A 22564-nucleotide genomic window follows, 5' to 3' on the forward strand; every position below is an offset into this window, starting at 1 on the left:
AGGCGCGAACCCCATGCCCGAAACGACAGGTCGAAGATGCCGGAAGCGGTTAGGAGGCTGATATGAGCAACGCCGCATTGATCCACGTCGTCGATGACGATGCGTCGCAGCGAACGGCACTGCTGAGGCTGCTCGGCGCGGCCGGCTTCGACACCCGCGGCTATGCCTGCACCGGCGAGCTCCTGCTGCACCCGCCACAGGATCGGCCTGGCTGCCTGCTCCTCGACATGCACCTCCCAGGTCCGTCCGGCCTGGAGCTGCAGGCCGCCTTGCAACCGCTCGGCATCAGGCTGCCCGTGGTCTTCCTGACCGGCTATGCCGATGTCACCTCGAGCGTGCAGGCAATGAAGGCGGGGGCCGTGGACTTTCTGGCCAAACCGGTTCAGCGCGACCTCCTGCTGGACGCGATCGAGCGCGCGGTTGCGCGTGATGCGGCCCAGCGCGCCGAGCGCCAGGAAGCCTCTCGGCTGCGGGCGTGTTTCGGTGCGCTCACACCCCGCGAGCGAGACGTCTTCGACCAAGTCGTCGCAGGCATGCTCAACAAGCAGATCGCCTATTCGCTTGGAATCGCTGAGCGGACGGTCAAGATGCAACGGGCGCAGATGATGAAGAAGCTGAACGCAAGCTCGGCGGCCGAACTCGGCGCCCTTGCCGAGCGCCTGAGCCGTCTCTCCGACTGAGCCCGAGCGTCCCGAACGCCCCTTCCGTCGCGTGGTGTCTCGATCTCGGAGCGCCCTCATCGGATCCCGGTTGCAAGGCTAGCGGTGAGGCGCTCTTGGCGTCTTCGCTGACTTTGGCGCGGCTGCTGTCGGCGCCTTTTCAGAAGCCGTTGCGGCACCAAGAACCAGCCAGATCGGTCCAGATCGATACATCCCGGGTGTTGTGCCTGCCTCGCGGTGATCTGAGCGCTATACTGCACCAAGAGTATGACGCGCTACACGAGGGAGAGAAGCATGGGAACGGTCCGCAAGACGATCACACTGACTGACCAGCAGGGCGCATGGGTCAAGGCGCGCATCGCGCGCGGGGACTTCACCAACGATAGCGAATACATCCGCGACCTGATCCGGCGCGATCAGGAGCGAAGCGCGGAAATCGAAGCAGTCCGCCGTGCGCTGATCGAGGGCGAGAACAGCGGCATCAGCGCCCGGACGCCGGGCGAAATCGTGCGCGCCGCGAAGGAATCGCTTAAAGCCGATGGTCGGATATAGGCTGACGACCCGCGCGGCGCAGGACTTCGAGGACATCTTCGTCTACGGCGCCGTGACCTTCGGCGTTGAGCGCGCCGAGAGTTACGCCGCGGGCTTGGAAGCGCGCTTCGAGCACTTGGTGGAGCACCCCCGGCTCTATCAAGCCGTGGATGACATCCGTTCCGGCTATCGGCGCAGTGTCTACGGCAGCCATGCGATCTACGATCAAATCGTGGACGACAAGCAGATCCTCATCGTCCGCATCTTGCGGGGCCAGGAGCTCGGCACAGCGCTGCGTTAGGCATAGCCGCGCACCGGATCATGCTGGCACCATCAATGACAGTGAACTTCGATCAGCTCGGTCGGGGATGCGACATGCGTGAGTACCTCCACGTCCAGAAGCCGTTTCTCGATCAGCTCGCCGCGCTGGGCTGGAAGGCTGTCGACCAGGCCCAAGAATTCATCCCTTAGACTCTTTAGAAGAGCCTTCGCGCGAGCTTCCGTGACTGGCTGCTCTCCGGCCTTATGAAAACCTTTGCATAACCGAGGCATTCCGCGACGCCGTCCGCACGATCAACCTCACGCCGGTCGGAAACCCGTGGCTGACCGACCGGCAGTTCGACGACGTGCGCTAGCCGCGGCTCTTCTACACGAACCTGCTGCTGATCCAAACCCGCGGTTAGAAGGCCGCATTCGGCACCATCAGCTCCGGTCAGGAGCTCTGCTGCGCCTGGAAGGCGGAAGGCGGACGATGACGCCAGGAAGCGCACATTGCCCTTTCGGGCAAATCGCGCTGCCCCTTCGACGCATAGTGCGCATGGGCGTTCGCCTTTACCCTGTCCACTGTGAATAGCGTCGCTCGCCAACGCGAAGACGCATCCATCCGTTCCGCGCGCAACCCAGCATTTTCCTACTCGACGGCAACGGCAACGGCAACGGCGTCTAGTACACGTCCATCTGCGCCGACGACATCAACGCCTTCTCTCCGACCGCCGCCCAGCAGGCGGCTCTCGACCGAACCTTTGATCAACTCGATTGAGCGAGGTATCCATGAACATTGATGTGAACTCTCCTCGACGCGCGCCGCGACAACTCCTTGGCGCGCTGGCCGTTGTGGCCTGTCTCTGTGTCGGTAGCGCCCACGCGGGCGACAGCGGCGCGCGCCATCATGCGCGTGGGCCATACGACGCCTCCACCTATGAGGTGGTCACGGGCGACGACCTGGCCGCGATCGCCGCGCGTTTCGGCGTCACGGTCGAGGCGCTGAAGGCAGCCAATAAACTTGGCTCGGACCAGATCGAGGTTGGTCAGAGGCTGGTGGTGGCCGCCGGCACTCAGACGGGTGCCGCGCCAGGCACGCCCGAGATCACCGGCGTCCTGGGCTCGCCGAGCGCGACGACGACGATCGATGGGGCTCAGCTTCCCGCGCCGGAGCCGGCATTCGGCGGCGTGATCAAGAACGATGCCCTGCAATCGACCCCCTGGTGGGCACCGCGCATCGTGCCGCCCAAGACGGCGCCCAATGTCCTGCTCATCATCACGGATGACGCCGGATTCGGGGTGCCGAGCACCTTCGGCGGTGTCATCCCGACGCCGGCGCTCGATCGCATCGCGAACAACGGCCTGCGCTACAACAATATCCACTCCACCGCCCTCTGCTCGCCGACTCGGGCCGCGCTCATCACCGGACGCAACCATCACTCGGCCGGCTTCGGCGTCATCTCCGAGCAGTCCACGGGATTTCCGGGCTACAACAGCATCATCGCCGAGGATAAGGCCACCATCGGGCGGATCTTGCTCGACAACGGCTACGCCACCGCCTGGTTCGGCAAGGATCACAACACCCCGGCCTTTGCCGCCAGCCAGGTCGGACCCTTCGACCAATGGCCGACCGGGATGGGTTTCGAATACTTCTATGGCTTCGTCGGCGGCGACGCGAATCAGTGGCAGCCGAACCTGTTCCGCAACACGACCCAGATCTATCCCTTCGAGGGCAAGCCGGAGTGGAACCTGATCACCGGCATGGCCGACGACGCTATCGATTACCTCAATCGCGTCAACCAGACCATGCCCGACAAGCCGTTCTTCATCAAATACGCGCCGGGCGCCACCCATGCGCCGCATCACCCGACCAAGGAATGGGTGGAGAAGATTAGCGCCATGCACCTCTTCGACGGGGGATATAACAAGCTGCGCGAACAGATCTTCGAGAATCAGAAGAAGCTCGGCGTGATCCCGGCCGACACCCAACTCGAGGCCTGGCCGAACGCGGTCCTCAAGCCTTGGGATGCGCTGACACCCGAGGCGCAGAAGCTCTTCATCAAACAGGCGGATGTCTTCGCGGCCTTTGCCGCCTATAGCGATCACGAGATCGGGCGAGTCATCCAGGCCATCGACGACATGGGCAAGCTCGACAACACACTCGTCATCTACATCAACGGCGACAATGGCACCAGCGCCGAGGGCGGTCCGCTCGGCACCCCCAACGAGGTCGCCTTCTTCAACGGCGTCAACGAGATGCCGGTCGAGGTGCAGATGAAGTGGTATGACGTCTGGGGCACCGAGCAGACCTATAACCACATGTCGGCGGGCTGGTCCTGGGCCTTCGATACCCCCTTCACCTGGTTCAAGCAGAACGCCTCCAAGCTCGGCGGCATCCGCCAGGGCATGGCGGTCTCCTGGCCAGCGCGCATCAAGGACAAGGGCGGCCTGCGCGAGCAGTTCATGCACGTCATCGACGTGGTCCCCACCATCCTTGAGGTCACCGGCATTCCCGCGCCCGAGACGGTGGACGGCATCCCGCAGGCGCCGATCGAGGGCACCAGCTTCGCCTACACCTTCGACGCCAAGAACGCCAAGGAGCCATCGCACCACAAGACCCAGTATTTCGAGATGATGGGTCAGTGGGCGCTCTATGACGAAGGCTGGCTATTGAGCACCCAGGTGAACCGCGCGCCCTGGGAGGCTTTCGGCGTTGCCAATCCCGACCCGCTCAACAATCAGGTGCTCGAGCTCTACGATCTCAACAGCGACTTCAGTCAGTCCCAGAACATCGCCGATCAGCATCCGGACAAGGTGAAGGAGCTGAAGGCGCTGTTCATGGCGGAAGCCAAGAAGTATCAGGTCTTCCCGATGGACGCCTCGGTGGCGTCGCGCGTCGTCGCCTCGCGTCCGAATATCACCTCTGGCCGCACCGAGTTCGTCTACACCTACCCGATGGTCGGTCTGCCGCAGGGCGACTCGCCGTTCCTGCTCAACAGCTCCTACACCATCACCGCGGACATCACCGTCCCCGAAGGCGGTGCGGAGGGCATGATCCTCACCTCGGGCGGACGCTTTGCCGGCTATGGGTTCTACCTGCTCAAGGGTAAGCCGGTCTTCCTCTGGAATCTGATCGATCTGAAGCGCGTCAAGTGGGAAGGCACGGAGGCGCTCACGCCCGGCCAGCACAGCCTGGAGTTCGACTTCGAGTACGACGGCCTCGGCGTCGGCACGCTCGCCTTCAACAACATGAGCGGTCTCGGCCGATCCGGCACCGGCACGCTCAAGGTGGACGGCAAGGTGGTGGCGACCGAAAAGCTGGAGCGCACGCTGCCGATGATCCTGCAATGGGACGAGAGCTTCGACATCGGCTCCGACACCCTGACCGGCGTCAACGACGCGGACTACCAACCGCCGTTCCCCCTGACTGCCAAGCTCGACAAACTCACCATCAGGGTGGATCGCCCGCGGCTGACCGAGGAGGACATCAAGACGCTTGAGAATACGGAGGCCATCGCGGTGGATGGCAAGCCGATTCATCACCTGCAGAGCGGACCTCAATAGCGCTTGGCCTATCGGTGTTTCAGGTGAATTCCGGCAATGAGCCGACCCAAGAAGGCACGGCTCGGCAGGGTGGGCAACCTGGGGCTTGTTCGGCCTGTCGGCCGAGCTACTGGCGTCGGGTGGAACGCGAAGCGGTTCCACCATGCGGCGTTCAGGCCGGTCGCCACCGTTGCAGAGGCGAATCGCTCTGTCGGGCCATCCGCCCTAGCGGTCTGTTGGTTTTCCTGAAATCACCCTGTTCGACAAGACCTGGCGGCCGGGTGAGATCGAGCCGCACGCCTAAGAAATGGTTTGAAGCCCCCTCGCCGCCAGCCGGTCGAGGGGCATCCGCCTAGGTCCCTGAATCACAGCTCTGGAGACACGCGATGAACCGACACCATTCCACGTCCAATCCATGGTCTCGCATCCGCCATGCCCGCTGGATACTCCCGGCCATGGCCCTGTCGCTGTTGACCGCTTGCGCATCGACCGGAGCGCATGTGAGCGGCGTCATGCAGGTCAGCATCAAGCCCGGAGACACCGCCAACTGCGACTCGAGTCCCTGCCAGGTGACCTTCCAGATGCCGCCGGGGTCGGGGACCTACGAGGTCACCGGCAACGAAACCAAGATCGGCGACTTCCCCGCCGGGCAGAGCGTCTCGCTCGGCGGCTTCTACGAGAGCAACGCCATCAAGGTCGTCGGGGCGAATGTCCCGGCCGCCTACGTCTATATTCCATCGCAGCCCTGAGCCGAGAGACGACGAACGCTCAACGGGGCTCAATCGATCCATGAGGTGACGGAGAGAAGCCATGGTCGTACCCGCATCCCTATACCAGACGCTGACCGCCCTTGCGGCCGTTACCCTATCGGCGTCTCCGATCGCCGCACTCGCGAAGGATCAGGTCGATCCTTACGACGGCGGCTGGCACTTCACGCTGACGCCCTATCTCTGGCTGCCGAACATCAACGGCACGGTCAACGGACGGATGTCAGGGCCGCGCGCACCCGATGGCACGTCCCTCGGCGAGCTCAGCGCCAGCAGTAAGATCGGCCCGAACGACTATCTGGAGCACCTCAAGCTCGGGTTCATGGCGACCGGCGAGGTGCGCAAGGGGGATTGGTCGGCCTTCACCGACATCATCTATATCGACTTCGGCGATCAGCGATCGCGCGTGCGCGACCTCACCGGTCCCGACGGTCGCCCCCTGCGCGGCGTCGACCGCAACGCCACGACCAGCCTCGCCGCGACCGTCTGGACGCTGGCGGGCGCCTACACGCTGGTCCGCGAGCCAAGGGGAAGCCTCGATCTGTTGGGCGGTTTTCGCTACGTGGGGATCGAATCGGACCTCAAACTCAACATCAGCGGAAGCCTGGGCGTTCTCGACACCACCAGACGAGCCTCCCGCGACATGACCGAGTGGGACGGCATCATCGGCGTCAAGGGCCAGATCCAGCTCGGCGACGGCAACTGGTACATGCCCTACTATCTGGACGTCGGCACCGGATCCTCGAACTGGACTTGGCAGGCGCTGCTGGGCGTCGGCTACGGGTTCGACTGGGGTGAGGTCAACCTCTCCATCCGCAGCCTCTCCTACGATTTCGACGACAAGCGCGACGCGGATCTGCGCATGACCGGCCCGACCCTTGGGGCCACTTTCCGCTGGTGATCGACGTCGCGCAACGGAGGCCGAGTGAGCGCCATGCCGCTCGCATCCGTTGAATCGCGGCGCGCCCCGATCGCATGGCTCGCAACCATGCCTCAACCCTGAAGGAGATCACGATGACCACCCGACGCGACCTGCTTGCCGCCGCGGCCCTGCTTGGGCCGCTTGCCATGACGATGAACTCCGCTCGGGCAACCGAGAACGACCAGAACGGCACCGACTCGGCCCACGGGATAGCCGATTTCTTGTTCGTGCAGAACGCCAGGGAGATCACCTACGCCGACGGCACCCTGACCCTCAAGGGCGTGAGCCCGGCCACCCTGATGTTTTCCGACCGCCCGGAGCGGATCGCCGGACACATGAAAACGACCCGTTTCGTTCCCTTTTGGGCCGAGGGCAGCGACAGCTTCCTGAAGGATCCACCCAACGCGACGCTGTCGTTCCTGGACGATCGAGCGCTCGAGGACGTCGTCTTGGTGCTGCGCGATCCGATGCTCACGGGAGAGGATCTGAGCTACGAGGTGACGATTCTGGAGGGCAAGCCCCCGGCCAGCACCGGTCTAGCCTCGCTGTTCATCGACATCATCGGCATGCCGATGACGCCGGTCTCTTTCGCCGGTGCGGGCCGACGTGCTTGGCGCCGCGCCGTGATCTATTGAGCGTCCATCGCTCGGGCGACTGCCCTTTGGGGCGGCGCCCGTTTCCTCTTCGCTCGGATGGTTCGCTGGCCTTGTCTGAACGATGATGCCATCAGCGGCCGACCAGTCCGCCAAAGCCTCAGCAGCGAGGATCGCCATCGTGGCCGCGAGCCCCTGGGTTCTTGTCATCGAGGATGACGACAGCATGCGTCCTGCAATGGAACGTCTGCTGGTTGCCGCCGGCTTCGCCGTTACGCTCTACCCTTCCGCGGAGGCGCTGTTGGCGGATGCGTCCAACCCGGACGCCGCCTGCATCGTGACCGATCTGAGACTGCCGGGCATGTCCGGTCTCGATCTGCTGGCCGCACTGCGCGGGCGGGGCGATACCACGCCGGTCATCCTGATCACCGCCCATGACGCACCGGGCCTGGGCGATGCGAGCCTGCGGCAGGGCGCGGCGAACTACCTGGCTAAACCCTTTCTCGGCAGCGCCCTACTGGGTGCCATCAGGGCAGCGATGGAATCGACATGATGTGCCTCATCATCGTTGACCGGCCGGAGACCCGCGCAGGGTTTCGCACCCGGCCGCGGACGCATGGCTCGGACCGCCATCCGAGCCGAGACATGGCGCGCGGCAACGCTTGAGCGGATGTGAACTGAAGTCGCCACCGGAGCAACCCGTCATTTGACTATCATTGCCCCTTCCATGGAGAAACGACGCATGCAGCTCGATCAATCCTCACGGCTCAATGCACCCTCCATCAGTGGGTTCGGAACCGTCTCCGCGACCCTGACGCTGATGACCTGCTTGGCCATCGGTAGCGCCCAAGCGGTCGGCCCAGGTGTGAGCAAGACGACAGTCGAGTCCCTCTCGGCACCGGATTCGATCGAGACCCGTATCGGCAAGCTGGAGTTCAGCGACGGCGTGCCGAGCGCGGAAACCGCCCGGAAGGTCTACGACACCCTCGACTTCACCCGAGCCTTGAACGTCTACAACAACAGCTTCCGCGGCGCCTCGGCACTGGCGATCGCCAAGGGCATGCAAGGCATCGGCGCCGGGTACAACGATGTCGTCATCTTCTCCGAGCTGATGGATTCCAGCTCGCTGTTCCTGACCGCCAATGCCGACACGGTCTATTACCTGTCGGTGGTTGACCTCTCGAATGGGCCCATGGTGATCGAGCAGCCGCCGGACGGGCTTGGCAGCATCAACGACATGTGGTTCTCCTGGGTCATCGATATCGGCAAGCCGGGGCCGGACCGCGGGCTGGGCGGTCGCTATCTGATCGTCGGGCCAGGCTATGAGGGGCCGCTTCCCGAGGGCGGGTATTTCGTGGCCCATGCGAAGACCAACAGGATCCTCTACGCGGCCCGCGCCTTCCTGGTGAACGACGACCCCAAACCGGCGGTCGAGAACATCAAGGCCCACATGAAGATCTACCCCTATGCAGCGGGCGGCTTCGGCACCAGCATCGCCGAGGCGTTGGAGGGAACGGTCAAGCTGGGCGGCGCCCCGAAGATCCCGGACATGAAATTCATCGAGGGCAGCGGCCTGGCATTCAACACCATCCCGCCCAGCGACATCGGCTTCTTCGAGATGATCGACGAGAACGTTCAGAACGAGCCCGCGATCAGCTATGACGTGGAGCTCTCGGGCCAGCTTGCCGCCATCGGGATCGTGCATGGCAAGGCGTTCAAGCCCGACGACCGGATGAGGAAGATCCTGACCGATGCCGCCGCCGTGGGACAAGCCACGGGGCGGGCGCTGCAATGGCGCTTTGCCGACGCCCATCCCGAGTGGGCCTATTACCAAGACTCGCACTGGGGCAACATGCTGTTCGAGGGCGGCGCCTTTTTCGAAACCCCTCCGCCCGCCTTCGAGGACGGAGCCTTCAAGCCCTTGCCGCCGACCGGCGCGCGGACGCTCGATTCACGGACCGCCTTCTACTACGCCTATACGCTCGATAGCCCCGGCATGATCATGCGCATCCCCGGCGTGGGCTCGCAGTACCTGATGGGCTTCCTCGACGCGGAGGGTCAAGCGTGCGACGGCGCCAAGACCTACAAGGTGACCTTGCCCAAGGACATCCCGGCGGCGGCGTTCTGGTCCTTTACGGCCTACGACAACCAGACCCGTTCGATGCTCCAAACGCTGCAGAAATACCCGCGCGCCGGCTCGCAGAGCTATCCCTCGCCCGCCGCCGAGACGGCCGACGACGGTTCCACGACGGTCTATTTCGCGCCGGAACAGCCCGAGGGCATCGCCCGCGGCAACTGGATCCAGACCGATCCCGAGAAAGGCTGGTTCACCATCCTGCGCCTCTACAGCCCATTGCCGTCCTTCTTCGACAAGACCTGGCGACCGAGCGAGATCGAACGCGTCAACTGAGTCGAGACAGGTCTTCAACAAAACACCAGCCATGAGCAGAGCGGCCTCGCGGCAGCCAAGCCGTTAGATTCTGCTGGAACCTCAGTAACCCACTGAAATAAGAAAGGTATTGCGGATGAAACTCAAGAAATCTCCAGCCCTGAGGGCACCGGTCAACAGCGGGTTCAAGACGGCCATTTCGGTCCTGACGCTGATGAGCTGTCTCGCGATCGGCAGCGCCCAAGCGGCCGATACAGGGCCACGTCACCACGCCCAGGGCCAATACGACACCGTGACGGCCACCTATGTCGTGGTCGAGGGCGATGATCTGATCGCGATCGGCGAACGCTTTGAAGTGCCCGTGGATGCGCTGAAGGCGCGCAACAAGCTGTCGTCGAACGAGATCAAGGTTGGCGACAAGCTGGCCATCGGTGCTGCCGATGCTTCGGCCGAGTCAGCAATCGTCGTCAACGTTGACAATTTCGACAGAGCGCAGACGGACTTTGAATACGCCGGCATGGTCAAATTGGCAGGGGGCATCAACAAGATTCACAGTAATCGGACGCCCACGCCGATTGACAAGCAAAACGTGATTCGAATGAATCGCGACACCCTTTACAGCCTGGGCGTCGTCAACATTTCAAAGGGGGCGACAATCACATTGCCAGATGGCGGCAAACGCTATATGTCGCTGATGGTGATCAACAACGATGGGTATGTGAACGATGTCTACTACGGCGAAGGTTCCTACACGTTGACGGTAGACAAGTTCGATACGCCATACGTCGGTATCGTCATTCGTACGCTTGCGAACCCGGAAGACCCGGCGGACTTGGCAATGGCCCACAAACTTCAGGATCAGATCAAGATATCCGCGGGATCCGACGAACCCTTCGTTCTTCCAAACTACGACAAAGCCAGCTATAAGGCGACGCTTGAGGCCATTCTTGATTTGGCCAAGGGATTGAAACGCTATACCCAGACATTTGGCTCCAAGGCGGAGGTCAACCCGGTTCATTTCCTGATTGGCACGGCCTCCGCCTGGGGTGGCCTGCCGGACAAGGATGCGCAGTATGTCAATGTGCAACCTGGCCTCCCGGTCGGCGAATACGAACTGACGGTAAGAGATGTTCCAGTTAAAGGCTTTTGGTCAATCAGCCTCTACAACGCAAAAGGCTATTTCCAGCAGAATGACCTCAATGCATACAGCCTCAACAACCTGATCGCAAAACCAAACAGCGATGGGTCTTATACGATTCGGTTTGGAGGCTGTACGGCGACAACTGAGAATTGCCTTCCGATCATGGATGGTTGGAATTACGCCGTGCGCATGTATGAGCCGAGCCAAGCGATCATCGATGGAACCTGGACATTTCCGGGTCCGCCGAAACCACGAAGCACTCACTAATTGTAGCGAGCTGCAACCATCGGTCTCGGTTATCAGTTGAACTGGTCGGGTGGACGAGCGAGAGCGAAGTCCACCGAAGCCAGCGCCGTTGTTGGTGGACTGCGCTGCGCTTGTCCAGCCTAAGAAGACGACTGAGCGGAAGGGTGATCGACGCCCGAACATCGGACGCATGCGTGCGATGTTCGGGATGTTGGCGGGTATTCACATCGATTAAGGGCTTTTGGCGACCTGGTCAACACCAGTGACCCAGTAACCCAGCGAAACGAGGAAGGTATTGCGGATGCAACTCAAGAAATCCCCAACCCTGAGAGCGCCGGTTAACACCGGGTTTAAGGCTGCCCTTTCGGTCCTGACGCTGACGAGTTGTCTCGCGATCGGCGGCGTCCAAGCGGCCGATACAGGGCCGCGTCATCACGCCCAGGGCCAGTACGACACCGTAACGGCCACCTATGTCGTGGTCGAGGGCGATGATCTGATCGCGATCGGCGAACGCTTTGAAATCTCCGTGGAGGCGTTGAAGGCGCGCAACAAGCTGTCGTCGGAGAGCATCGAGATCGGCGACAAGCTGGCCATCGGCGATGCCGATGCGACACCGCCAACAATGAAAATGACAACACCCATCCCACCGTCGATCACGACGCCGGACAACGTTGAAACAAGCATCGGTACCCTGAGTTTCACGGATGGTTTGCCGGACGAAGCCACTGTGCAGAAGGTTTATGACAACCTTGATCGGCAGCGCGGCGTTGAGGTGTTTCTGAATACCATGCCGGGAGCTTCGATAAACGCGATTCGAGAAGGGTTGCGCAGTCAGGGCGTCGACAATCAGACCCTGGTTGTCTTTGAAGACCTGATGGATTCGAAGTCCTTGTTCCTGACACCAAATACCGAGACGGTTTATCTGCTCGGCTGGCTGGATCTCAAAGATGGACCCATGGTGGTCGAAACGTCACCTGACATACTCGGTATTGTTGACGATCACTGGTTCAGGTACGTGGCTGACCTGGGTAACGCCGGCCCGGACAAGGGCAAAGGCGGCAAGTATCTATTCGTGCCGCCGGGATACAAAGGCGAAATTCCCGACGGCTATTTCGTGTACCACACGCCAACCTATGGCAACTGGATCGTCGGTCGCGGCTTTCTTGTCGATGGCAGCCCAAAGCCGGCTGTTGCGAGCTTCAAGAAGACATGGCGTCAGTATCCGCTGGCAAAAGCCGCCAATCCGCCAGAGACCAAGTTTATCGATGTTTCTGGTGTTAATTTCAACACGATCCACCCGAACACGTTTCAGTTTTATGAAGACGTGAACACAATCGTGCAGGAGGAGCCGAGCTCGGCGCAGGAGCCGGAATTGCTGGGTCAGCTAATGGCTATCGGTATTGAAAAGGGTAAGCCCTTTGCGCCAGATGCACGCATGAAGAAAATTCTGACTGATGCTGTGGCCATTGGTAATGCCACCGCGAGAGCAATTGAATTCCGGGCACGCAAAGAAGACGTCTACTACTATCCGGGCAAAGCTTGGTTTGCGCCTGGAAATCCTGACGGTAGCTACCTATGGTTGCACGATGGTGCGCGTAATCTCAACGCCCGAACACGGATGTTTTACGGCTACACCGGGGTCACGCCCGCTATGTTCCTGAAAATGGTTGGTAAGGGCTCGCAATATGCGATCGCGGCTGTCGACGCCGATAAGAATTACTTTGACGGGGCGAAGACCTACGCGCTGCACCTGCCGCCGAACGTACCAGCCAAGACATTCTGGTCGGTCGTGCTTTACGACACGCAAACGCGCTCCGAATTGCAGACAGATCAACGCCTGCCGAGCACCGGCAGCGAGAAGCCGGATGTTAAGAAAAACGCCGACGGTTCCTATGACGTTTACTTCGGCCCCAAAGCTCCGCCCGGGAAAGAGGGCAACTGGGTGCAGACCGTTCCCGGTAAATCGTGGTGGGTTATCCTGCGGCTTTACGGCGCCCTGGAGCCATGGTTCGACAAGACCTGGCAGCCTGACGACATTAAGCTGTTCGAATGAACCGCGACACCCTTTATAGTCCGGGCGTCGTCAACCTTTCCAAGGCTGCGACAGCCGCAATGCCAGATAGCGAATAACGCTATATGTCGTTGATGGCTATATGTCGTTGATGGTTATCAATAACGATGGTTGTGTGAACGATGTCTACTACGGCAAGAAATCCTAGGCATTGGTCATCAGTTGGACCGGTAGGGTGGACGAGTGAGAGCGAAGTCCACCGAATCCCGCGCTGTCGTTGGTGGACTGCGCTGCGCTTGTCCACCCTACAGAAGGCGGCTGGAACAGAGGATGATCGACGCCAAATCCTACAAGTTGACGGTAGATAAGTCCGATGCGCCATACGTAGACATCGTCATTCGCACGCTTGCGAACCCACGAAACGAGGAAGGTATTGCGGATGCAACTCAAGAGAACCCCAACCCTGAAAACGCCCGTCAACACAGTGTTCAAGACCGTCCTTTCGGTCCTGACACTGACGAGTTGTCTCGCGATCGGCAGCGTCCAAGCGGCCGATACAGGGCCACGTCACCACGCCCAGGGACAGTACGACACCGTGACGGCCACCTACGTCGTGGTCGAGGGCGATGATCTGATCGCGATCGGCGAACGCTTTGAAATCTCCGTGGATGCGCTGAAGGCGCACAACAAGCTGTCGTCGGATAGCATCGAGGTCGGCGAAAAGCTGGCCATCGGCGGTGCCGATGCACAGACAGACAGTGCCCGCGAAGTCATGAAAACGCAGGCGGCGTCGATTCCCGGCAAAGTCCAGACGGCTGCCGGCGCGTTATTAGGGTCGATTTCCATGCCGGACAAGGTCGAGACATCCCTTGGTGCGCTCGAATTCTTCGATGGAGTGCCTAACGACACCACCATCGACAAACTTTACGACAACCTCGACCGCATGCGAGCCGTCGAGGTTTATCTGAATAATTCGGGTGCGGCATCGCTCAATGCGATGCGTGCCGGCAATGCAAGCATCGGTGCAAATGCTTCTAATAAAGTTACAATTTCCGAACAATTGCTTAAACCTGAATCCCTGTACCTGACCGGCAACACTTCAAGCTTGTATGCGCTGACTTACCTCGACTTGAAAGCCGACGGGCCTCTGGTCGTGGAGCTCCCGCCCGGTATGCTCGGCTTTCTGGATGATGCCTGGTTCAGATTTATCAGCAATTTTGGCGTGATCGGCCCGGACAGGGGTAAGGGCGGCAAGTATCTGCTGTTGCCGCCGGGATACAAGGGCGCCGAACCTAACGGTTATTTCATCGTCAAGACGCCCACTTACAACAACTTGATGTTTCTGCGCGGCTCAATCGCAGATGGGCTCGCGCCCGCTGTGGAAAACATCAAATCTAAGCTGAAGATCTACCCGCTGACGAAAGCTGACGATCCGCCTGCGACGGAATTCATCAACATATCCGGCAAGAGCTATAGCACGATACCAAGCAAAGATATCAGCTATTTCGAAGGTCTTGATCAGCTCGTGCAGATGGAACCGATCGATGCTATTGGGCCGGAGATGCGTGGTCAATTGGCGGCGATCGGTATCGTCAAGGGTCAGCCTTTTAATCCCGACGCACGCATGAGGAAGCTGCTGAGCGAAGCCGCGATTATCGGTAATGCGACGGCGCGCGCTATTACCTATCAGCCGCGTATTGATGGGGTATATATCTATCCGGAAACCAATAGTTCCTGGACAACGGCGTACGCCAACAAGAATACCTCGTTCGAGGCGAATGGCATAATGGGCCTGGATGCGCGGGTGCTGTTTTATTTCAACGCGACCGGCGTTACACCCGCAATGGCAACAACTCGGGCCGGCGAAGGTTCCGATTATGCGTTGGCCTATCTGGATGCCAACAAAAAGGCATTTGACGGTTCAAAAACCTACAAACTCCACCTGCCGCCTAATGTGCCGGTAAACAACTTCTGGGCTGTCACGCTTTATGACACGCAAACACGCTCTTTGCTGCAGACCAGCCAGCCATTTCCCACCGTCGGTAGCCAGAGCAAAGGCTTTCAGAAGAATGCGGATGGTTCTTACGACGTTTATTTCTCCCCGGAAGCGCCTAAAGGCAAAGAGAGCAACTGGCTCCAGACCGTCCCTGGCAAGAGCTGGTTCACTATCCTGCGGATGTACGGACCGCTCGAAGCATGGATCGACAAGACCTGGCGCCCGAGCGAAATCGAGTTGGTCGACTGAGCGAGTTCGGGTGGGATCGGCAGCAACGACCGGGAGGACGAGGTGTTGCCTCTTGCTACAGCGGATGGCATCCGGTACAGACACGACGCCGTGCGCATGTATGAGCCGAGCCAGGCGATCTTCGACGGTACCTGGACATTTCCGGGGTCGCCGAAACCACGGAGCAGTCACTAATTGTCGCGAGCTGCAACGATCTGACGCATGAGTGCGATGTTTCGGATGTTGCGGGATCACACCGAGTAACTCAGTCACCCAACGAAATGAGGAAGGTATTACGGATGCAACTCAAGAAATCCCCAACCCTGAAAACGCCCGTCCACACCGGGTTCAAGGCCGTCCTTTCGGTCCTGACACTGACAAGTTGTCTCGCGATCGGCGGCGTCCAAGCGGCCGACAAAGGGCCACGTCACCACGCCCAGGGTCAGTACGACACCGTGACGGCCACCTATGTCGTGGTCGAGGGCGATGACCTGATCGCGATCAGCGAACGCTTTGAAATCCCGGTGGATGCGCTGAAGGCGCACAACACGCTGTCGTCGGACACCATCAAGGTTGGCGACACGCTGACCATCGGCGGTGCCGATGCAGGGACAGAGAGTGCCAGGGAGGCCATGAAAACGCAGGCCGCGTCGATTCCGGACAAAGTCCAGACGGCTGCCGGCGAGCTGACATTCTTCGATGGCGTCCCGATCGGCAACACCAACGACCTGGTGTATGACTATCTGGACCGCTCGCGTGCGCTCGGGGTCTATCTCGACAACGTCGGTGCTGTTTCGATCTACAGCGTACTCCTGGGGATGGCCCAGCAGGGCGCCGATGCGCCCAACAAGATCGCCATTTGGGAACAGCTGATGGATTCCCGCACGCCGGTCATCACCTCCAACACGTCCACGATGTACGCCTATGCGCCAACGGATCTGGCAAAGGATGGCCCGACGGTCATCGAAATCCCGCCCGGCATGCTGGGCTTTCTCGACGATGCCTGGCAACGCTTCGTCGGCAACATGGGCGTCACCGGGCCGGACAAGGGCAAGGGCGGCAAATATCTGGTCCTGCCTCCGGGCTATGAGGGCGAGATCCCGGACGGCTATTTCCTGCTGAAGCCCAAGACCAACAAGAACTTCCTCTTTCTGCGCGGTTCGATCAAGGATGGCCTGGAGGCGGCGGTCGATAACTTCAAATCCGGGCTGAAGGTTTATCCGCTGAAAGACAAAGAGAATCCGGCGCCGACCGAGTTCGTCAACATGTCCGGCAGATCCTTCAGCACCATCTTTCCGAGCACCTTGGAATACTTCGACATCTTGAACACCATCGTTCAGGAGGAACCCATTGATGCGATTAGTCCCGAGGTTCGTGGTTACCTGAGCGCGATCGGGATCGTCAAGGGCAAGCCATTCAATCCCGACGACAGGATGAAGAAGCTCCTGGCCGAGGCGGCGACGCTTGGGAATGCCGCCGGGCGCTCCATCACCTACGATCCTCGCATCTCTGGGGTGAAGATCTACCCCGACTCGAACAGCAACTGGATGATGGGCTTTGCGAACAAGAACACCTCGTTCGAAGCCGACGGCGCGATGAATCTCGATGCGCGAGTGCTGTTCTACTACAACGCCGGCGGCGTGACGCCCGCGATGGCCGTGACGCATCCGGGAGCGGGTTCCGATTACGCCCTGGGGATGCTGGATAGCAAGGATCAGCCGTTCGACGGCGCCAAGACCTATAAGCTGCATTTGCCGCCCAATGTGCCCGTGAACAACTTCTGGGCCGTCACGCTCTACGACACCCAAACCCGCACACAACTGCAAACCAGCCAACTCTTCCCAACGGTTGGCAGCCTGACCAAGGGCTTTGAGAAGAATGCGGATGGTTCTTTCGATGTCTATTTCGCGCCCGAAGCACCTAAGGGCAAGGAAGGCAACTGGTTGCAGACCGTTCCCGGCAAGAGCTGGTTCGTCATCCTGCGGATGTACGGGCCGCTCGCGCCATGGATCGACAAGACCTGGCGACCCGGCGAGATCGAACCGGTCGATTGAATGAGGCCGCGTGGGATGGGCCGCTTCACATCGCCCATCCCACATGGTCAAGGAGTCACGCCGTGCGGCCGAACGATGACCGAATCCTTTTTGCCGCGGCACCCATTACCTCTATCCGAAAACTGAAGTCATGAACACATCATTCAATGCGTTGCGTTTGCTGGTTAGGGCATTGGCCATCACAGTGCTGGGCAGCGCCCCGGCGATGGCCGAGATGAACGCAGAGGAACTGGCGAAGCTCGCGCAGAATCCAGTCGGCAATCTCATCAGCATCCCGTTTCAGAACAACACCAACCTGAACTACGGACCGGAGCAGGGCACACAGAACATCCTCAACATCCAGCCAGTGATCCCGATCTCGATCAATGACGACTGGAACATCATCACCCGGACCATCGTGCCGGTGGTCTGGATGCCGTCGCTGGGACCGGAGATCGACAGCACCAGCGGGATCGGCGACACCGTGTTCACGGCCTTCCTCTCCCCCGCCAAGCCTGGCAAATGGATCTGGGGCGCGGGACCGGTCGCCCAGCTTCCGACCAACACCAGCGACGAGCTCGGCAACGGGAATTGGGGGCTTGGGCCGTCGTTCGTGCTCTTGCGCATCGAGCATGGCAATCCCTGGGTCTATGGTGCCCTGGTGAACAATGTCTGGTCGCTGACCAACGACCAGCACGGCGGCTACTACAACAACGGTCTGATTCAGCCCTTCCTCAACTACAACTTCAAGGGTGGTCTCTATCTGACCTCGGCACCGATCATCACCGCCAATTGGACCGCCGACAGCGACAACCGCTGGACCATCCCTGTCGGCGGCGGCGTGGGCAAGATCTTCCATCTCGGCAAGCTGCCGGTGAATACGCAGCTCTCGGCCTACTACAACGCGGTCAGCCCCGATAATGGTGCCGACTGGCAGATCCGCGCGCAGGTGCAGTTGATGTTTCCCAAATAGCGAAAAAATTGGAGGTAGATAAGAAATCGACTCATTCATGTCAATCGATCTTCGAGGAAACACCATGAAGCTCTTTAGTTTGATTGGCCTGGTCTTATGTTCGACGCTCGCATTCGGCGAGGGTGGATCCGCTGCCATGGAGTCGATCGATCCGATCGCACCCTTATCCGGTCCTGGTTGTATCGACGCATGCGAGGCGACACTCGCGGCATGTAAACAGCAGTGTGCCGAAACCACCGCGCGTGCCGACGATGAGCATTTCGACGAAGGGGATGTTTCGGTTGGGAGTTGTCTTGATGCTTGCGAGCAAGACGCGTCGATCTGTCGACAGGATTGCTGATTACATCGCGTCAGATCCGACAGCCGTCCATGCTGCCGAGACCGCTCCAAGCAAAAAAGCATCTCATGTCCCGGCGCCCAGGGAGACGTGCTCTCCCGTGAGCTGATCCAGCCCCCCATGGACGGACCCTATGTTGGTGTCCTCCGAGCCGAGTACACCGTCGGCGTCGAGGGCTGCAATCAGCGTAAGACCTACATTGTCGTCTGTGCCGAGGGGGGCGACGGTTGCGTCGCCGCCAATTCGAATTGAACCGAGTCAGCACCGATGTGCGCTGGCTCGCGCGAGGCTGAATGAGGTCTAAACGCGTCGTGTGCCACGCTGGACGCGGTTTAGACTGAAATGCTTTTTAACCAACGAGGAAACGCATGATGAAGATGTTCAGCAAAATGACTGGTCAAGCCCTGTTTGCTATCACGCTCCTGATGGGGGGGCTGGCACTGGCAGCCGATTCCAAGCAACCATCTGGAACCGTCACAATCGACGAGAAGCAATTCGCGTTCATTCTGGGCGGCACGACCGGCGGCGGCCAACTGACATTCCAGGGCCAGGAATATTCCTTCAAGATTGGCGGCCTGACGGCGGGGGCTAACATTGGGGTCTCGAAGATGAGCGCCTCTGGAGAGGTCTACGCATTGGATGACATCGCGAAGTTCCCCGGCACTTACACCAAGCTCGACGCAAGCGTCACGCTCGGTGGCGGCATTGGCGGATTGCGACTCAAGAACGAAAACGGCGTCATCATGCGCCTGCAGTCTCGGACCCAAGGCTTGCAGCTGAACGCCGGCTCGGCCAGCGGCATAAAGGTCACGATGGAATAGTGCCGTCTACTCAATTGGCTTGGATGCCAGCGATGATCCGGTGATTTCTGGAAAAGGACTGGTGCAGGGGCGTTTTAAATCGCCCCTGCAAGAGTTGCAGCTATTGCGAGTATCGGGATACTGATGCCTCGGCGTCGATCATCCTTCGGACCAGTCGTTTTCGGTAGGGTGGACAAGCGCGGCGCAGTCCACCAACAACGGCGCGGGGTTCGGTGGACTTCGCTCTCGCTCGTCCACCCTACCGGTCCAACCGATGACCAAGGCCGCCACCTCGAAATCGCCTAAATAGAAACCAGTGGATCAAAACGTAAAGCGGAGTGACAACGCATGTTTCTGAATAGAATGATTTGCCCCTCAATCATCGCCGCAGCCCTTGCATTCACTGGCACTGCCTCGGCCGAATCGGCGGCCGAAAAGGCCCAGGCCATGGAGAACGCAAGCGAGGCGGCCGCCTATCAGAAGGAAGCGAGTGCGGCTCAACAGGCGATGGACGACAAGATGAAGGCCGCTGCTGCCGCGCAGGCGGAGGCGAAAGCGCATCCGTCCGCCGCCACAGAGCATGCTGCGACCAAGGCTGAGGCCGAGGCGGAAGATGCCGCCGCGCTGGCCGAGAAGATGGACCAGGACGCGGGTGAGGCAGAGGGCAAGAACGCGGCCGATCACCGTTAAACCGTGCCAGTTCCGGCAATCCTTGACTCCGCCGGAGCGTATTTCACGTTTTTTAGACCATTACTTCCGACAGAGAGCACATCATGAAGCTGAAAAAACTGGTCCTGTCCACCGCCCTCCTCGCTGTCCTGGGCTCGACCCAGGCCGCGAGCGACAACATCGTCGCCTACACCGTCACTGAGGGCGAGGACATCCAGACGATCGCCGGCAAGTACGAGATCAGCGTCACGGATATCCTGGTCAGCAACGGCAAGAAGAGCGAAGACGTCACTGTTGGCGAGGTGATCTACATCCCGCCGAAACACGCCACGGGCTTCTTCGATCCAGACACTGGACTCTATACTGTCGCCAAGGGGGACGATCTGTTGGAAATCAGCCGGCGATTCGCTACCACGGTAGCCGCGATCGAAGCGTTGAACGGGCTACAGGGGAATCTCATCGAAACCGGGGCGAAGCTCCAGATTCCAGACTGAACCGCGTTCAGAGCGGAAAGCCTCGTCTTGCGGCCTTGCGGTTGCCACGAGCGATGGGCTGGACGCGGTTTGAACCGATTGGGTCGAGGTGACGCAATGGCCCCGTCACCGCTCGAATAGCATCAGGCGGAAGCGATTGTCCAAACACAATGAGGGCTCGGTCGTGAGTAAGATGAACAGGGATCGCACGCATTGGCTGCTTGGCAGCGCCTTGGTTGGCGTGCTCAGCATGGCGGGTTGTGCATCGACGGATTCAGGGGTGCCCGCCCTCATGGGCAGCGGCACTGACGTCACGGCCAGCGATCCGACCCGTTTCACCGATAGCGGCTTTCTGTCTGACTACGCCCGACTCAAGCCCACCCCTTGGGGTGAGGGTATCGAATGCTGGCGCGATCCGCATCTCGACGCCAAGCAGTATCACAAGATACTGATCTCACGCATGGTCGTCATGCTTAAACCCGGACAGCAGAAAGGCATCGATCCGACCGACCTCAAGACGCTGACCGATTACTTCCACGGCGCACTGGTGAAGGCGCTCAAGCCGCAGATGCCGGTGGTCGAGAAGCCAGGCCGAGGCGTCGTGGTGATGCGGGTCGCGCTCACCAACCTGGTGCCGACCGGCGTCGCCGAAAGCGTCGCGGGCACGCTGGTGCCTTATGGCTTCATTGCCGAGGCGGGCTCCGGGGTCGCCACCGGCCGTCCCGCCGGATCCACCCCCTACCTCGGCGAGACGGGCATGGAAATGCAGTTTCGCGATGGGGTGTCGGGGGCCGTGCTGGGTGAATGCCGCGATACCGAGATCGGTCGCAAATATGCCGCCGACCTCGATGCCGGCGCCGCCGGCGCGGCTCAGACCTGGGCGAGCGGTTATTTGAACTCGTTCCAGAGCTGGTCTTACGCGAAGAATGCCTTTGACAAATGGGCATCGCTCACGGCGCAGCGCATTGCCGAATTGCGTGGGGTCAAGCCAGGCTGAACCGCTAAACCGCTGCAGGCATCGCATGCGGCGGCTTTCACGATCAACCATGCCTCATCGGGAGCAGTCATGAAACGCAGGATCCTCTGCAGCGCTATCGTAGTGTTCGGCCTATCCGGCTGTGGCGGGGGCGTCCTCGCGCCCGAGGGCGCGGCGAGCAACGCCTTCCTGGACCAGGTCGCCGCCAACTGCGGAAAGCTCAAAATCGGCAACCAACCCATCGAATTTCTGCTCGATGTCAACAGCAGCGACGTCTATTTCGTCGACGAAACGAGCAAGCTGTCCGCGGGCCAGGTCGACCAGTCCACCTACGCCACCGACATCAACGCCTTCTATCCGACAGACACCAATCAAGCAGCCCTCAACTGCATCTTCGATCAGCTCGATTGAGCGAGGCATCCATGAACCTTGACTTCACGCCATCTCAGCCACTACCGGCTCGGCTTCTCGCGGCCGCCCTCGTGTGCTTGGTGGTCTCTGGCTGTGGCGATCAGGTCGTCGTCGAGGGCGTCGACCTCGACGATGGGGCGGTCGTGGGGGACGCTGTACTCGACGCTCAGGTCGACGAGACGGGCATGTCGGGTGATGAGGAAAATGCGACCGGCGACCCCTACGAGGAGGCCGTCGAGGGTGAAGAGAACCTGGGGCCTAACGCCCCTGGATATATCCCCTGACGAGGCATGGCTTGCGTTTCCGGGCGTCGATCATCCTTCGGTTGCGCCAGGCAAAGCCTGGAAGGAGAGGAAGATAGCGAACAGATAAGCGAATCGGAAACTCCTTGTTGCGGCCCACCGGGTGAAAGTCCCGAGCCGGTAAGGATTGGCCATCCACCGGAACCGAGTGTGGCGTGGTGCGGGAGCGATCCCGGCTGCGAAGCGAACACAGGGGGCGTGTAGGCTGTGTGATAGAGCCCCGAAACTGATGCCAGCGGAGCCGACGTAGTCCGAACATCGGAAGGCAACAGTCTCGACATCGTAACGGCCTGATGTCGAGAC

At 60.5% G+C, this 22564-nt stretch carries 22 protein-coding genes; all 22 read left to right on the top strand.

The window, feature by feature from the left end:
* The first annotated feature begins 62 nt into the window (after positions 1–62).
* The 22 genes from CKO23_RS11970 (at position 63) to CKO23_RS12070 (ending at position 22243) form a co-directional block, all read left to right on the top strand.
* Entirely contained in the window at positions 63–680 is a 618-nt protein-coding gene (locus CKO23_RS11970; protein WP_200331370.1) for a response regulator transcription factor, read from the top strand.
* A gap of 273 nt (positions 681–953) precedes the next feature.
* Positions 954–1211, top strand: a complete 258-nt coding sequence (locus CKO23_RS11975) for a type II toxin-antitoxin system ParD family antitoxin (protein ID WP_200331372.1) — start codon at positions 954–956, stop codon at positions 1209–1211.
* Positions 1198–1491 carry a type II toxin-antitoxin system RelE/ParE family toxin gene (locus tag CKO23_RS11980; protein ID WP_200331374.1) on the top strand — a complete coding sequence of 98 codons (294 nt, stop codon included), beginning with the start codon at positions 1198–1200 and terminating at the stop codon, positions 1489–1491. The genes CKO23_RS11975 and CKO23_RS11980 overlap by 14 nt, the downstream gene beginning before the upstream one ends.
* Before the next feature lie 749 nt (positions 1492–2240).
* Complete coding sequence (locus CKO23_RS11985; RefSeq protein WP_200331376.1) at positions 2241–5015, top strand: sulfatase-like hydrolase/transferase; 2775 nt, start codon at positions 2241–2243, stop codon at positions 5013–5015.
* Positions 5016–5380: 365 nt separating this feature from the next.
* A complete protein-coding gene (locus CKO23_RS11990; protein WP_200331378.1) occupies positions 5381–5743 on the top strand; it encodes a hypothetical protein in 363 nt (120 codons plus the stop codon).
* A gap of 61 nt (positions 5744–5804) precedes the next feature.
* Complete coding sequence (locus CKO23_RS11995; protein ID WP_200331380.1) at positions 5805–6662, top strand: hypothetical protein; 858 nt, start codon at positions 5805–5807, stop codon at positions 6660–6662.
* Positions 6663–6775: 113 nt separating this feature from the next.
* Positions 6776–7318, top strand: a complete 543-nt coding sequence (locus tag CKO23_RS12000; RefSeq protein WP_242482394.1) for a hypothetical protein — start codon at positions 6776–6778, stop codon at positions 7316–7318.
* An 85-nt stretch (positions 7319–7403) separates the two neighbouring features.
* Complete coding sequence (locus tag CKO23_RS12005) at positions 7404–7829, top strand: response regulator transcription factor (protein WP_274600212.1); 426 nt, start codon at positions 7404–7406, stop codon at positions 7827–7829.
* A gap of 189 nt (positions 7830–8018) precedes the next feature.
* Positions 8019–9686, top strand: coding sequence for a DUF1254 domain-containing protein (locus CKO23_RS12010; protein WP_242482395.1), 1668 nt, complete (start codon positions 8019–8021; stop codon positions 9684–9686).
* A gap of 115 nt (positions 9687–9801) precedes the next feature.
* On the top strand, positions 9802–11073 hold the full coding sequence (locus CKO23_RS12015) for a DUF1214 domain-containing protein (protein WP_200331384.1): 1272 nt from the start codon (positions 9802–9804) through the stop codon (positions 11071–11073).
* Positions 11074–11353: 280 nt separating this feature from the next.
* Positions 11354–13105, top strand: a complete 1752-nt coding sequence (locus tag CKO23_RS12020) for a DUF1214 domain-containing protein (protein WP_200331386.1) — start codon at positions 11354–11356, stop codon at positions 13103–13105.
* A 397-nt stretch (positions 13106–13502) separates the two neighbouring features.
* Positions 13503–15308, top strand: a complete 1806-nt coding sequence (locus CKO23_RS12025; RefSeq protein WP_200331388.1) for a DUF1214 domain-containing protein — start codon at positions 13503–13505, stop codon at positions 15306–15308.
* Positions 15309–15742: 434 nt separating this feature from the next.
* Positions 15743–17341 carry a DUF1214 domain-containing protein gene (locus CKO23_RS12030; RefSeq protein WP_200331390.1) on the top strand — a complete coding sequence of 533 codons (1599 nt, stop codon included), beginning with the start codon at positions 15743–15745 and terminating at the stop codon, positions 17339–17341.
* A 130-nt stretch (positions 17342–17471) separates the two neighbouring features.
* Positions 17472–18293 (top strand): neuromedin U, encoded by an 822-nt coding sequence (locus tag CKO23_RS12035; RefSeq protein ID WP_200331392.1) that lies wholly within the window; start codon positions 17472–17474, stop codon positions 18291–18293.
* A 64-nt stretch (positions 18294–18357) separates the two neighbouring features.
* Entirely contained in the window at positions 18358–18633 is a 276-nt protein-coding gene (locus CKO23_RS12040) for a hypothetical protein (protein ID WP_200331394.1), read from the top strand.
* Between the two features lie 117 nt (positions 18634–18750).
* Positions 18751–18882 (top strand): hypothetical protein, encoded by a 132-nt coding sequence (locus CKO23_RS26380; RefSeq protein WP_274600214.1) that lies wholly within the window; start codon positions 18751–18753, stop codon positions 18880–18882.
* Positions 18883–18998: 116 nt separating this feature from the next.
* On the top strand, positions 18999–19451 hold the full coding sequence (locus CKO23_RS12045) for a DUF1134 domain-containing protein (protein WP_200331396.1): 453 nt from the start codon (positions 18999–19001) through the stop codon (positions 19449–19451).
* Between the two features lie 327 nt (positions 19452–19778).
* The gene (locus tag CKO23_RS12050; protein WP_200331398.1) at positions 19779–20120 is read left to right on the top strand and encodes a hypothetical protein; all 342 of its coding nucleotides are present in this window, start codon (positions 19779–19781) and stop codon (positions 20118–20120) included.
* 83 nt (positions 20121–20203) lie between these two features.
* Positions 20204–20593: a LysM peptidoglycan-binding domain-containing protein gene (locus tag CKO23_RS12055; protein WP_200331400.1), complete on the top strand. Its 390-nt coding sequence runs from the start codon at positions 20204–20206 to the stop codon at positions 20591–20593.
* Positions 20594–20852: 259 nt separating this feature from the next.
* Entirely contained in the window at positions 20853–21569 is a 717-nt protein-coding gene (locus tag CKO23_RS12060; RefSeq protein WP_346014602.1) for a DUF3313 domain-containing protein, read from the top strand.
* A 69-nt stretch (positions 21570–21638) separates the two neighbouring features.
* Positions 21639–21959, top strand: a complete 321-nt coding sequence (locus CKO23_RS12065; RefSeq protein ID WP_200331402.1) for a hypothetical protein — start codon at positions 21639–21641, stop codon at positions 21957–21959.
* A gap of 11 nt (positions 21960–21970) precedes the next feature.
* Positions 21971–22243 (top strand): hypothetical protein, encoded by a 273-nt coding sequence (locus tag CKO23_RS12070; RefSeq protein WP_200331404.1) that lies wholly within the window; start codon positions 21971–21973, stop codon positions 22241–22243.
* Positions 22244–22564 lie beyond the last annotated feature (321 nt).

The organism is Thiocystis violacea (assembly GCF_016583565.1).
GTDB classification, from domain to species: Bacteria; Pseudomonadota; Gammaproteobacteria; order Chromatiales; family Chromatiaceae; genus Thiorhodococcus; species Thiorhodococcus violaceus_A.